The sequence below is a fragment of the Sporomusa acidovorans genome (assembly GCF_900101845.1).
Taxonomy (GTDB): Bacteria; Bacillota; Negativicutes; order Sporomusales; family Sporomusaceae; genus Sporomusa; species Sporomusa acidovorans.
This window is the reverse complement of record NZ_FNAM01000061.1, coordinates 14,817-27,404: the sequence shown is the minus strand read 5'-3', so window position 1 is coordinate 27,404 and position 12,588 is coordinate 14,817. Positions and strand designations below refer to the sequence as shown.

The window sequence follows — 12,588 nt, the reverse complement described above, 5'->3', positions numbered from 1 at the left end:
GTACGCAATAGTCCGTTTGCACTTTGGTTTTGGTCACATCAGGGAAAATTGGGCAAAAAGAAAGCTATTATTGCGGTGGCGAGAAAGATTCTAACGCTTATTTATAAGCTGTTACAATCTGGCGAGTTCTACGACCCAATTATTGCCTTAAAGGCATACTCATCGCCACCACTACATAATAGCTAACTCTACTATACAATACGTATTTGTAATTATTCAATAGTTAATATAAGTACCCTACAAATTTGCCTAAGACTGTAGGCCTATTTTGTTATACCTTTTTTTAGCTTCGGGGACTCTGTTGTTTTCACAATAACCGTCCCCTGACTCAATGGGAAAGCTTAGCAAGATGAGGCAGCCAACCCTGTTTTAGCATAAGCTGCAGCAGGCGATAGTCAAAATCTAAACCGTGATCCAAGGCTTTGCGGTACATTAGAGCAACATCCGGTTGGTAGCAGTTGTGCAGGCCGGTGAGCAGTGTCATTTGGGAGGCTTTGGCCATGGTGCCGACCGCTATCGCAATTTCCTGATCGGACAGCCGGGCATCATCGGGGATATTAACCGGCGAATCGTGAAGATTGCGGGTGACAAAATGGATGGGGGGGTATGGCCGTCGCTTTTAATGAGTTTATCTTCCGCTTCCTCAATCGTCATTTCGGAGTGATTGTCAATCGCCTCTTTAATCAGATCCTTGAGTTCGGAATCATTGGTATGATTATACATAACCTGCAGCACAGCGATGTTGAAACGCCCCTGGGCGACAATACCGTAGAGTCCGGCAGCCTCAAGATAATTGAGGGGTTCCTGATCAAAAACCTTATTCATAATGGTACGGGTTTGCGAATTTATCTTGTCCATTACAGTCATTATAACAGCCTCCTCAATATAACTGGTGTTAGTTGTAATATGGTCAATATCATGAATTTTATACTCGCAGGCAGCGCTATGGCAGGAATTTGACAGATATAAAAGAATTTTAACAAAGTATGCACATCGAATTCCGGGAGGATATTATATGGATATAAATAGTATTAAAACGGCAGCCAGAAAAAAGTTTGCCGGTGTCTGCCGGGTTTGTCCGATTTGCAATGGCGTTGCCTGTGCCGGTGAGGTGCCCGGTATGGGCGGGTTGGGGTCAGGGTCTGCGTTTTATCACAACATACAGGCTTTGGCGGATTGCCGCTTAAATTTGCGAACGGTTCATAGTGTGAAAAAAACGGATTTAACCTGCCGGGTCTTAGGTTTGGATTTGGCAATGCCGGTCATTGGGGCCGCTATTGGCGGCATTGCTCTTAACATGAACGGGGCGGTGACGGAAGAAGAATATGCAAAGGCCATTGTGAACGGTTGTCGTAAGGCCGGCAGTATCGGCATGACCGGTGACGGCCCCCAACCTGTCGTATTTGATTCCGGTATGGCGGCTATAGCGAAGGAGCAGGGCTGGGGTATACCGGTTATTAAGCCGCGGGATCCGGAAAAAATAGTGGAGCTGGCTAAACAGGCGGCTGCAGCCGGGTGCCCGGCTTTCGGTATGGATATCGATGCCGCCGCCCTTGTAAATATGACTAATGCCGGCCAGCCGGTAGGACCGAAAACTATTGAGGAACTGGAATTTATCAAAAATCATACAACGATTCCTTTTATTGTAAAAGGGATTATGACCCCCGATGATGCGGAAGCCTGCTGGCAGGCCGGGGTTGATGCGATCGTTGTCTCCAATCATGGCGGACGGGCACTGGATCATACTCCCGGTACGGCCGAGGTATTGCCTTATATTGTGGAGGCGGTAAAAGGCAAAATGACCGTTTTGGTTGACGGCGGTATTCGCAGCGGCGCCGACGTTCTAAAAATGCTGGCGCTCGGTGCGGATGCGGTACTGCTGGGCAGGACCCTGGCCATTGCGGCTGTCGGCGGCGGCGCCGAAGGGGTAGAATTGGTGTTAAATCAATATAAGGCCGAGCTAAGTGCCGCTATGCTGCTCACCGGTACGGACCAGGTGAGCGATGTGCCGGTGGAGATTTTATGGTAGAACCGGCGGCGCTTTATTACAGTGTCCTTCGCACAAAATGGGGTGAGGTGGCCGCCGTATGGTCTGACGCCGGCTTATGGGAATTGGGGTTTCCCCGGCCGGATGAGGCGGCGGCCTTGGCCGACATTTTTGCCAAAACCATAACCCCGTTCTCCCAAGGGCAGGAAGCATGGTCATGGTCTGCACAGTTAGACAATGAACTGCGTCAATATTTTCTGGGATTTCCGGTAACTTTTAGTGTGCCGGTTGACTGGCGTTTTTACAGTCCGTTCCGGACGGCTGTGCTGAAATATACGGCTGCCATTCCCTATGGTGTTACGGTTAGTTATCAGGATGTCGCCCAGGCTGTCGGTCATCCTCACGCTGCCAGGGCGGTTGGCGGCGCCGTGCATAACAACCGCACACCGTTGGTTGTGCCTTGCCACCGGGTCGTGGGCGCTAACGGCAGCCTGACCGGTTTTGGCGGTGGTTTGGATATGAAGAGGGCCTTGCTGCTGTTGGAGCAAGGATAAGGAGATTTGCAGGAAGTTTATCCAATAGGATATAATAAGTAATGTGGCTGTAACGTAGAGGGGGAAGAAGCGTGACCGGTTTTTTACTGCGAATTATTATTAATGCGGCGATTTTAGTGATGCTGGCGGTTAAACTGCCGGGAATCTTTGTCGATACCTTAGGGGGAACGCTGCTGGGCGGAGCAATCATCGGGTTGGCAAACGCCGCGATCAGACCGCTGTTTATGCTGACTGCCCTGCCGTTCAATTTGTCGACACTGGGTGGCATTACCTTTATGACCAATATTTTTACACCCTTTATGGTTGTAAAAGCGTTGCCGGGTTTTCAAATCTCAAGTGCGCTGGCCTCGATAGCAGGTGTGCTGTTGATGACGCTATGCAGCTTAACTTTATCAAAAATAATACACGACCGATGATTGCAGGAAGCTTGTAACAGCAAATCCTGCAATTCTATATATTCCGCCTTAAAAAAATTTGCAGGCGCAGCCAAGACACCACCCGCCTGCAAAAATCTTTAGTACGCTGTATATATTTTCAGGTTAAGGAGATAGCAATGACAATAAAACTTATCGCAATCGATTTGGATGATACGTTGCTGGACAGCAAGTTAGCTGTTTCACCACGGGCTTGTGAAGCCATCCGCCAGGCTGTGGCAAAGGGAATTACGGTCACTATTGCCACTGGGAGAATGTATTGTTCGGCGCTGGCATATGCCAAGCAACTTAAGCTTGACGTACCGCTTATTACCTATAACGGCGGCTTAATTAAAGCCTGTTTGTCCGGTGAAGTTCTGATGCATCGGCCGGTAGAGCGGGAACTTGCCCTGGCGGTGCTGGCATTATGCCGGGAAAATGGTTGGTATATTCAGACCTACATCAATGATAAACTGTATGTGAAAGAATGTAATGACTATTCATCCTACTATTCGCGCATGTCCGGTGCTCCGGCCAATGCCATCGGCGACCGGCTCTATGCTGCCGAACAAGCACCGACGAAAATGCTCATTATGTCAACGGAAGAAGGCACTAAGGAAGCGTACCGCACAGTAAAAGAACAGTTTGGGGATAAGCTGACCATGGCAATATCCAAACCGACATTTATGGAAATTACCCATCCATTGGCCAATAAAGGTCTGGCTTTGGCTTATTTAGCCGATAAGCTGGGGATTAAGCAGGAAGAAGTTATGGCTGTGGGTGACAGTGGCAACGATCTGCCTATGATCCAATATGCCGGCTGGGGGGTTGCCATGGACAATGCCAGTGCTGCCGTGAAGGCGGCTGCTCGCCTGGGAACCCTGAACAATGATGCGGATGGTGTGGCGGAAGCTATTGAGAAATATGCATTGAGTTAAGTTCAGGGAATGAACAAATTGAGGTGTACATGATGATGGATAACTTTCGTCTGGTAATTATTACTGGTATGTCGGGAGCCGGCAAGTCTCAAGTGATGCGCGCCATGGAGGATCTGGGCTATTTTTGCGTGGATAATCTGCCGCCGATGCTGATCCCTAAGTTTGCCGAATTGTGTATGCAATCAGGGGGGAAGGTAAACAAAATTGCGCTGGTGGTCGATATTCGCGGTGGCGAATTTTTTGATACATTGATCCAGGTATTGGAGGGAATGGAGAAGCAGGATTTATTGTATGAGATACTATTTTTGGAAGCTTCTGACGCCACCATTATCCGCCGTTATAAAGAAACCCGCCGCCGTCACCCTATGGCGCCTCATGGACGAATTAGCGAAGGCATTAACCGGGAACGGGACCGCTTGGAACAAATCAGGGGACGGGCTACGCATATCATCGATACGTCCGGTCTATCTACAACCGAACTACGGGGGAAAATTACGGCTCTGTTTGCCGAAGAGCGCGAGCATGAGCGCATGACGATTACGGTGGTATCCTTTGGCTTTAAATATGGAATGCCGCTTGATGCCGATATGGTTATGGATGTTCGTTTTCTGCCTAATCCTTTTTATGTTGAGTCTCTGCGGCGCAAAAGCGGACAAGAGCCAATAGTGGGCGATTATATCTGGAAATGGCCTGTTACTCAGCAATTTATGGAGAAATTGGCAGGCCTGGTTGATTTTCTTGTTCCCCATTATATCAAAGAGGGGAAAAGCCAGTTGATTATCGCCATCGGTTGTACCGGCGGCCTTCATCGCTCGGTGTTTATTGCCGAGAAGATGTTTGAATATCTTAAGGGCAAGGGCTTCAAGGTAAATGTTGAACATCGGGATATAAAACATAATGTTATTGAATAATGGAAATAGTAGAGGTTCAGAACAGGTACACAATGGTTGTCATATCACCTGTTCGGGGGTGAAGAAATGCATTTTTTGAAATGGCTGTATCCGGGCATGAAGTTCAAGCGCTGGCTGCTCTTGTTTTCTGCTGGTGTTATCTGTGCCAGTATGGGGTTGGCCATTGTGTTTAACTATAAATATATTGGCTTTGTGGAAGAGGCAATCTTCCGCCTGTTTTATATGACCACCGGCAAATATTATTATGCTGTGACGACAATTGCCGGTACTGCCATTGTGGTGATGGGGCTGGGCATTATGCTGGCCGCTACGCAGCAGATTATCAAATCTGTCATTAGCGTGTTAGTACCCGAGGGGTCTGACAAGCTTGTGGAGATTATTTTTGAAAAACGCAAACTTAATCGCGGTCCGGCTATTACCGTTATCGGCGGCGGCACTGGTCTGTCTGTATTGTTACGGGGCATAAAAAGCATTACCAGCAATCTTACGGCAGTGGTTACCGTAGCGGATGACGGCGGGTCATCCGGACGGTTGCGCGAAGAACTGGGAATCATTCCTCCCGGCGACCTCCGTAACTGCCTGGTAGCTTTGGCCGATACCGAACCGCTTATGGAAAAACTGTTTCAGCACCGCTTTGGCGGCCACAGTGAACTGGCCGGTCATAGCTTCGGCAATCTGTTTATTGCGGCGATGACGGAAATTGTCGGCGATGTTGAGCTGGCCCTTAAAGAGTCGAGCAAGGTATTGGCCGTACGTGGACAGGTACTGCCATCTACCAACGAGCGGGTTCAGCTTGTCGCGGAAATGGCTGACGGCACTAGGGTGCGGGGAGAATCGCAAATTCCGCTGTCAGGCAAAAAAGTTAAAAAAGTAGTGATTGAACCGCAGAATGTTTTGCCGGTTAAGGGCGCCGTGGAAGCTATCCTGGATGCCGATGCCTGCATTTTGGGACCAGGCAGTCTCTATACCAGCGTTATCCCCAACTTATTGGTCAAGGGTATCGCCGAGGCCGTTAGAGACAGTGATGCGGTCAAGATATATATATGCAATGTTATGACTCAGCCCGGAGAAACCGACGGGTATACGGCTTGTGACCATATTAAAGCCATCCTGGACCACGCTGGTCCCGGGGCGATTGACATAGCGGTTGTCAATGTGCAGGAAGTAGCACCGGAATTATGTCAGGTCTATGCTGAGCAAGGAGCTTATCCGGTAGTACCGGATATTGAAGCCATTGAGGCTTTGGGTATAAAAGTCGTCAAAGCCAACCTGATAAGCGAAACCAATTTGGTGCGCCATGATCCGGCAAGGCTGTCGCGCACCATCATGTCGATGGTGTATGACTTGAAGCTTAATTCTGACCGGATGCGCTTATTGGATTATTACATTATGGCGGAAAGTATCAAAAAACTAAAAGATTGATTTAAAGGACTGAGGACCTTGTCGTTTTCAACGGAAGTAAAAAATGAACTAGCCCGTAAAGCCGGCGAGCACAGCTGTTGTGATGCTGCCGAACTGGCAGCGCTTATCCGGATGGGCGGTGCGATGTCGATCGGCGGCAATGCCAATCTGGGAATTAACTTTAGCAGTGAAAATGCGGCTGTCGCCCGCAAGGTTCTCGGCCTGATTAAAGGTTTTTCTCCTGTGAAAACTGAAGTAGTAGTCACCAGAGGGCGGCGGTTAAAAAAGAATAATACCTACCATGTGCGGGTAGTGCCGTCGCGGGGAGTGAATGAGCTGCTGGCGGATTTGGGTATTATGCGTGACGGCGGTCTTAATGTGCAGTCCGATAAAGCACTCCTGCGCAAAACCTGTTGCCGCCGGGCCTATCTGCGAGGGGCTTTTTTGGGAGCGGGCTCGGTGAACCGACCGGAAGGCTCTTATCATCTTGAACTGGTAACAGGCAATGAAGATTTAGCCAAGTCGTTGGTGCGGGTTATGAAATCCCTTGGTCTGTCAGGCCGTATGACTGACCGTAAGGACGATTATATTGTTTATTTAAAGGATGGGAATGCCATTACCGCCTTTTTGCAAATTATTGGCGCCCATAATGCATTGCTGACTTTTGAAAATGTGCGGGTAGTTAAAGATATGCGCAATCAGGTTAACCGCTTGGTCAACTGTGAGACTGCCAATCTGCAAAAAACCGTAAATGCTGCCGTGCGGCAGGTTGAGAGCATTCGGGTTATTGCTCAGAAGCTGGGACTCGATAAATTATCACCGCCTTTGCGCGAAGTGGCTGAGGCGCGGTTAGCTTATCCGGAGGCTACTTTATCCGAATTAGTAGAGGTATTGGAAGGAAGAATTGGTAAATCCGGCATAAATCACCGTCTGCGCAAGCTGGGAGAAATAGCCAAATCCTTAGGATTTCAACAACCTGAATGAAATAGAGATGAATGTAAAATGATACGAATGATGCAAATTGTGGCAGGACTTCTGCTGCTATTTATGCTGTGGCTGCTTGCTCCCGGCGGGGGCGTGCCTATTCTGGCCTATCATCAGGTAGGCAGTTTGCCGGAAATCTATAGTGTTGATGCGGCTGAATTTGAGGAGCAAATGCAATATTTAGCCGAGCATGGCTATACGGCTATTTCTTTGGCCGAATTATTTGCCGCCGGGCCCGGTGAGCTTCCGGCCAAACCGGTTATTATTGCTTTTGATGACGGTTATGAGGACAATTATTCAGCCGCCTTGCCTATCCTGGAAAAATACGGTTTAAAGGGAACTGTATTTGTCATTGCCGGACAAGTAGGGCAGCCGGATTATATGACCTGGGAGCAGCTCAAGGATATGCAGGCGAGAAACATGGAAATAGGCTCCCATACCTATAGTCATGTCGCCTTGGACGAACTGAGTCCGGAAGAGCAACTGAGCGAGCTTGTTCGCTCTAAGGAACTGCTGGAAGCCAACCTGGGGAAGCCGGTTCAGTTTCTGGCCTATCCGTATGGTCGATACAATGCCGCAACACTGACTGCCCTTAAACAAGCTGGTTACACCGCCGCCTGTACCGGCCTGCCGGGCCTAGGCACTACCGGGGGGGATGTGTATCAGCTCAAACGCGTCAATGTCCCCCGGCCTAAATTTGGTTTATGGGAATTTCGTCTGCGGCTGCTGCGGGCGCAAATTTATGGGAAATTGTCAAGCTTACAGTAATTTTTAATAGTTAATCGCTTGTCGAGGCAAACTATCTATAGGAAAAAAGCGTCAAGCGGCAGGTGAGAACAATTTCCCTGGAAATTAGGCTGGGTATTGCCGGGACAGCCAAAAACACCGGCAAAACAACAACAACAGCGGCGATTATCGAGGAACTTAGGGAACGCAGCATTCCTTTTTTTTTGACCAGCATCGGTTATGACGGCGAAAATATTGACAATATTACCGGTTTGCCTAAACCCAAATTACGGGTAGAACCGGGCGATTTGGTGGCCACAGCGGAAAAATGCCTGACAGTCAGCACCGCAGGCTATAAAGTGCTGCTGCCAACCAGGATTACCACCCCGCTTGGCAAAATATCGCTGGTGAGAATAACGAAAGCCGGTTTGGCCGTTACTGCCGGACCTAACAAAAGTGCGGAAGTACGTATGCTGGCCCAGTTGTTTCATGAAACCGGGCCTGGTGTCCAGATATTTGACGGGGCGCTTAATCGCATTGCCCCCATGGTGGAAACGGACGGTTTTGTACTGGCTACCGGTGCCTCCCGGTCACCGGATATTCCCCGCTTGGCAGAAGAAACCGAGTGTATCTGGCGGATTGCCGGTTTGCCGACTGTACCCAAGGCACGACAATTGTCGCTTAGCCTGCCGCAAGGCATTACTTTGCTTAATCAAGAATTAAGAGAAGTGAGCAGCTGGCCAGGTACTTCGCTGCTTAGTGAAATTGACGCCCGGATAGTGATTGACGATTTGTCCGCCCAATCGGTTCCGGCTGACAGCTACTTATATATCCCCGGAATTGTCAGTGAAGCCGCGCTTGCGGCCTTGCGCGACGCTTTTACCCGGTATAAGTGGCCGCTGTTTATTACTTTTGCCGATCCGGTTAAGCTGTTGGTGACAGGCAACCCGGTTACGGCTTATGCTTTTCTTGATAAAATAATGGAAGCCGGCGGCTATGTGGGGATGGTAAAACGCATTCCCTTATTGGCGGTCACTTTAAATCCTTTTTATCCCGAATATCGTTTTGAATCCAAAACTTATGAGCCGGCATTTGTGGATTTTGTGCGCCTGCAATTGTTAGTGCAGAAAAACATGCAGGCTCCTGTTTATAATGTGGTCAAGCAAGGCGCCAAAGGACTTGTCGATAATATTTTAGCCGGGGCCCACCCCTGGGAAAGCCCGTCCACCGTCTATTTCTGACCGGTAAAGTCTTCCTAGCGGTTGAAGGACAGGCCGTAGTCTGTTATAATCCTGATAGTAGAAGTAATATTCTCAGATTAGAATGACTAGTGGAGCGTCTACGTTGAAAGCGTAAAAGAATTCGCGGGAATTTTTCCGCAAGGCGAGGCGGAGGAGGTGCGCATATCGGGAATATGTAAACCGACGACAACGAAGCATTGCGGAAAAAGGCCCGCGAAGTAATTATGATTTCAGCGTAGACGCTCCACTAAGGCTTCTGCCGGTATCACACAAGGCTTGGCATAAGCCCAGGTTCTTTTGCCGGTGAGGGGTCAACCGCTGTTAGGAGGTATTGTATTGTTAAAACTAATGCGACAGGTAGGTGTGGCACTGGCGGTCACAGTTGCCGTCAGCGTAGTTGCCGCGCCCCAGCAAACTTTGGCTAAGTCCGGTTTTCCGGAAAACAGCAATCTCAGCAGACTGAATGAGTTGCCTGTTACGATGAACGAACAGGGCGGCAAGCTCTTGTTATCCGACAGTCCCGAGATGGTGCCTGCCGATGGGATTACGTATCAGGATACGGTAACCGGCGATGCCCGGCTGTTTTTTCATCATGTAAATGCTACCAAGGAACCCAAAAAGATTGTTGTTCTCTTGGTTAATGATGCCGCTACGCCGACCGATGTTGTCGTCAAACAATATGGACTGGGTGGTCCGGGACTGGACTATCTGGCTATCGGCAAAGCTGCCCAAATGAACTATCTAAGTCAGGCGAACGTCGGCCTTATTGCGGTGCCGGCCAAGGGAACAGCGCTGCTGGAACCGGTGCTCAATGAAACGGTTGTTGCACCGGACGAGCTTGTTAACGGTATCTATGATATCGAGACCAAAGAGCCAGTTAAGGTAGTAGTGATGATGTTGCCGGTCAAGGAAGACCCGGCTGAATTTGTGGTAAATGCCACTGTACTGCCGACCGACAGCCAACGGCTTAGGGGAACATTCGCCGGCATGGATCGTTATATTGTTCCCAGTCAGGTTTATAATTCGGTAAATGATGGTGTAATGGCCATTACTCTGGCGGACCATAAACGGGACACCTTTGTCAGTGGGATTGATGCGACCGATGGCTCGCAAACACTTAACTACGGCAATTATGGTGTTATGTATAAAGTGTTTCTCCCTACAGCCTTTGAACAAAACTATGCTGTTTACTTAAATCCCCGGGGAGGGGAATATGCGGGCGGCATGAAAATCAAATACCGCCACCAGGAAGAAAGTGTTATTGGTACGCCGGCAGACAAGCTGTTTTTCGGCAGCAAGACTATCAATGATGTGGCCCATCTTGGCAACTATGCAGGCGGACAGTCGCTCTGGCTGACCTTTTCCCCGCCGGGTGCGTCCAATCTGCCCGTAAAAATCATTTTGGCTCCGGTTGAAAAAAAATAAAATATGTGCGGCAGGGATGGCGTTGAGGCAGAGCATCCCTGCTTTTTACGTTGCCGTTGCCCCCCACACCACCCGCCTGCAAAAATCTTTAGTACGTTGTATATAGGTCTGTAGTCGCTTGGGCGGCGGCGGGGATTCTTCTTTGCCTATTGATTCCTGCCGGTAAAACAGCTAAAATAGTAAAGGAAGAACTAATTATTTTGACGCAAGGCAAGGAGGAAATAAAATATGAAAAAGCATGTTGTAACAATCAATAAAGCATCGCTGACGCAAACTGTACATACCGGCGGCTGTGGGGAATGCCAGGCATCCTGCCAGTCGGCCTGCAAGACTTCCTGCACGGTGGGCAACCAGGTTTGCCAAAAGGATTAGGTTGTGTGCCGGCCCCTTGCCACGCCAAGGGGCCTAATTTTTTGGAGGCAGCTCATAAATGCCCATCTGCTTCGTTGCTCCTCAAAACGTTTGCTTGCGTACGCACCCATGTACGCGGCGCTGCACGTTTTTCCGGGCGGCTCGTACAGTTTGCGTAGAATAATCTGCGATCAATATTGTGCGTTACGACAATGAGGTAAACAGAACGTGCATATGAACATTTCTGAACTGCCTCGATAAAAGAAAGGATAGAAAATGCAAGTACATAAATTTAAAATTGGCGATTTAGCGATTGTTCTTGATATTAATAGCGGTGCCGTACATATTGTTGATGATATGGTGTACGATATAGTAGATGTTTTTAACGGGGCTAACGAGGCGGAGGTTATTGCCGCTCTGGCCCATAAATATGAAGAGCCGGCTCTAAGAGAAGCGCTCGGGGAACTTAGGGAACTTATTGAGACTGGACAATTGTATACGCCGGAACTGACAGTACCGCTGACTTTTAGCGATAAGCCGCTGGTAAAATCATTGTGCCTGCATGTGGCGCATGATTGCAATTTGCGCTGCGGCTACTGCTTTGCCGGGACCGGTGATTTTGGTCATAGCCGCGGTCTTATGCCTAAGGAGGTCGGCGAAAGGGCGGTTGATTTTATTATTGAAAATAGCGGACAGCGCCGCCATTGTGAAATGGACTTCTTTGGCGGTGAACCGCTTTTAAATATGGATACGGTTCGCCATGTTGTCGGTTATGTAAGAAAGCGAGAAGCGGAAACCGGTAAAATCTTTAAACTGACCCTGACGACCAATGCCCTATTGCTGACCGCTGAGATTATCCAATTTTTAAATGACAATCATATCAGCTTAGTGCTCAGTCTGGACGGTCGCCCGGAGGTGCATGACCGGATGCGGCCGCGCGTTGACGGCAGCGGCAGTTATGACAGGGTGCTCAAGCACTGTAAACAGGTAGTCGCCTCGCGTGGCGATCAGAATTACTACCTGCGCGGCACCTTCACAGCCTATAATCTGGATTTTGCCGCCGACGTACTGTCTATGGCCGATCAGGGCTTCAGTCAATTGTCGGTGGAACCGGTTGTAGCTAAAGATGCCGATTATGCGTTGACCGAAGCTCATTTGCCGGAACTATTCCGTCAATATGAGCTGCTGGCGGCAGAATATCTGAAACGCAAGCTGGCCGGCAACGGTTTTGACTTTTTCCATTTTAATCTGGACTTAAGCAACGGCCCCTGTGTGGCCAAACGCCTGAGCGGCTGTGGCGCCGGTCATGAGTATTTTGCCGTAACGCCTGAGGGAGATTTATATCCCTGTCACCAGTTTGTCGGCCGGGATGAATATAAACTGGGCAATGTCTATGAAGGAATTCAGAACTGTGAATTACCGGTGAAATTCCGTCAGGCACATGTGCTGAATAAACCGGCTTGCCGTGAATGCTGGGCGAGATTTTACTGCAGCGGCGGCTGCCATGCCAATGCCGATTTATTTCACCATGATTTGCGTCAGCCTTACGAATTGGGGTGTGCACTGCAGAAAAAGCGGCTGGAGTGTGCGATTATGATTCAGGCCAAGCTGGCTATGGTCGATCAAGATTAGTTTGAGCAAAGTTTTATTATAAGTT

At 49.1% G+C, this 12,588-nt stretch carries 14 protein-coding genes and 1 pseudogene; 13 read left to right on the top strand and 2 right to left on the bottom strand.

Features of this window, described 5'->3' with window-relative positions:
* Positions 1 to 186, top strand: a pseudogene (locus BLR65_RS30640) (hypothetical protein); the annotation flags it as partial.
* Positions 187 to 328: 142 nt separating this feature from the next.
* Here the strand turns inward: BLR65_RS30640 and BLR65_RS31125 are convergent.
* Entirely contained in the window at positions 329 to 502 is a 174-nt protein-coding gene (locus BLR65_RS31125; RefSeq protein ID WP_245693051.1) for a hypothetical protein, read from the bottom strand.
* Between the two features lie 11 nt (positions 503 to 513).
* Positions 514 to 867 carry a DUF3231 family protein gene (locus BLR65_RS25605; RefSeq protein WP_245693050.1) on the bottom strand — a complete coding sequence of 118 codons (354 nt, stop codon included), beginning with the start codon at positions 865 to 867 and terminating at the stop codon, positions 514 to 516.
* 148 nt (positions 868 to 1,015) lie between these two features.
* Here BLR65_RS25605 and BLR65_RS25600 point away from each other — a divergent pair, with 148 nt between their 5' ends.
* The 12 genes from BLR65_RS25600 (at position 1,016) to scfB (ending at position 12,563) form a co-directional block, all read left to right on the top strand.
* Complete coding sequence (locus tag BLR65_RS25600; protein ID WP_093797171.1) at positions 1,016 to 2,029, top strand: alpha-hydroxy-acid oxidizing protein; 1,014 nt, start codon at positions 1,016 to 1,018, stop codon at positions 2,027 to 2,029.
* Positions 2,023 to 2,541 (top strand): methylated-DNA--[protein]-cysteine S-methyltransferase, encoded by a 519-nt coding sequence (locus tag BLR65_RS25595; protein WP_093797169.1) that lies wholly within the window; start codon positions 2,023 to 2,025, stop codon positions 2,539 to 2,541. The genes BLR65_RS25600 and BLR65_RS25595 overlap by 7 nt, the downstream gene beginning before the upstream one ends.
* A 71-nt stretch (positions 2,542 to 2,612) precedes the next feature.
* On the top strand, positions 2,613 to 2,957 hold the full coding sequence (locus BLR65_RS25590; protein ID WP_093797167.1) for a phage holin family protein: 345 nt from the start codon (positions 2,613 to 2,615) through the stop codon (positions 2,955 to 2,957).
* Between the two features lie 137 nt (positions 2,958 to 3,094).
* A complete protein-coding gene (locus tag BLR65_RS25585) occupies positions 3,095 to 3,892 on the top strand; it encodes a Cof-type HAD-IIB family hydrolase (protein ID WP_093797165.1) in 798 nt (265 codons plus the stop codon).
* Between the two features lie 35 nt (positions 3,893 to 3,927).
* A complete protein-coding gene (gene rapZ / locus BLR65_RS25580; protein WP_093797163.1) occupies positions 3,928 to 4,803 on the top strand; it encodes an RNase adapter RapZ in 876 nt (291 codons plus the stop codon).
* A gap of 66 nt (positions 4,804 to 4,869) precedes the next feature.
* Complete coding sequence (locus BLR65_RS25575) at positions 4,870 to 6,225, top strand: gluconeogenesis factor YvcK family protein (RefSeq protein ID WP_093797161.1); 1,356 nt, start codon at positions 4,870 to 4,872, stop codon at positions 6,223 to 6,225.
* Between the two features lie 18 nt (positions 6,226 to 6,243).
* Positions 6,244 to 7,188, top strand: a complete 945-nt coding sequence (gene whiA / locus BLR65_RS25570; RefSeq protein ID WP_093797159.1) for a DNA-binding protein WhiA — start codon at positions 6,244 to 6,246, stop codon at positions 7,186 to 7,188.
* A gap of 27 nt (positions 7,189 to 7,215) precedes the next feature.
* A complete protein-coding gene (locus BLR65_RS25565; RefSeq protein ID WP_093797179.1) occupies positions 7,216 to 7,956 on the top strand; it encodes a polysaccharide deacetylase family protein in 741 nt (246 codons plus the stop codon).
* 62 nt (positions 7,957 to 8,018) lie between these two features.
* Complete coding sequence (locus BLR65_RS25560; RefSeq protein WP_093797157.1) at positions 8,019 to 9,155, top strand: hypothetical protein; 1,137 nt, start codon at positions 8,019 to 8,021, stop codon at positions 9,153 to 9,155.
* A 336-nt stretch (positions 9,156 to 9,491) separates the two neighbouring features.
* The gene (locus BLR65_RS25555; RefSeq protein ID WP_093797155.1) at positions 9,492 to 10,580 is read left to right on the top strand and encodes a copper amine oxidase; all 1,089 of its coding nucleotides are present in this window, start codon (positions 9,492 to 9,494) and stop codon (positions 10,578 to 10,580) included.
* A 228-nt stretch (positions 10,581 to 10,808) separates the two neighbouring features.
* Positions 10,809 to 10,952: a six-cysteine ranthipeptide SCIFF gene (gene scfA / locus BLR65_RS25550; RefSeq protein ID WP_093797153.1), complete on the top strand. Its 144-nt coding sequence runs from the start codon at positions 10,809 to 10,811 to the stop codon at positions 10,950 to 10,952.
* A 255-nt stretch (positions 10,953 to 11,207) separates the two neighbouring features.
* On the top strand, positions 11,208 to 12,563 hold the full coding sequence (scfB, locus tag BLR65_RS25545) for a thioether cross-link-forming SCIFF peptide maturase (RefSeq protein WP_093797151.1): 1,356 nt from the start codon (positions 11,208 to 11,210) through the stop codon (positions 12,561 to 12,563).
* The last annotated feature ends 25 nt before the right edge of the window (positions 12,564 to 12,588 follow it).

Excerpts from the sequence above, each read along its gene's own strand:
- BLR65_RS31125 (WP_245693051.1), bottom strand. The coding sequence starts at position 502 with ATGGCCAAAGCCTCCCAAATGACACTGCTCACCGGCCTGCACAACTGC.
- BLR65_RS25605 (WP_245693050.1), bottom strand. The coding sequence starts at position 867 with ATGACTGTAATGGACAAGATAAATTCGCAAACCCGTACCATTATGAAT.
- BLR65_RS25600 (WP_093797171.1), top strand. The coding sequence starts at position 1,016 with ATGGATATAAATAGTATTAAAACGGCAGCCAGAAAAAAGTTTGCCGGT.
- BLR65_RS25595 (WP_093797169.1), top strand. The coding sequence starts at position 2,023 with ATGGTAGAACCGGCGGCGCTTTATTACAGTGTCCTTCGCACAAAATGG.
- BLR65_RS25565 (WP_093797179.1), top strand. The coding sequence starts at position 7,216 with ATGATGCAAATTGTGGCAGGACTTCTGCTGCTATTTATGCTGTGGCTG.
- rapZ (WP_093797163.1), top strand. The coding sequence starts at position 3,928 with ATGGATAACTTTCGTCTGGTAATTATTACTGGTATGTCGGGAGCCGGC.
- scfA (WP_093797153.1), top strand. The coding sequence starts at position 10,809 with ATGAAAAAGCATGTTGTAACAATCAATAAAGCATCGCTGACGCAAACT.
- BLR65_RS25575 (WP_093797161.1), top strand. The coding sequence starts at position 4,870 with ATGCATTTTTTGAAATGGCTGTATCCGGGCATGAAGTTCAAGCGCTGG.
- scfB (WP_093797151.1), top strand. The coding sequence starts at position 11,208 with ATGCAAGTACATAAATTTAAAATTGGCGATTTAGCGATTGTTCTTGAT.
- BLR65_RS25585 (WP_093797165.1), top strand. The coding sequence starts at position 3,095 with ATGACAATAAAACTTATCGCAATCGATTTGGATGATACGTTGCTGGAC.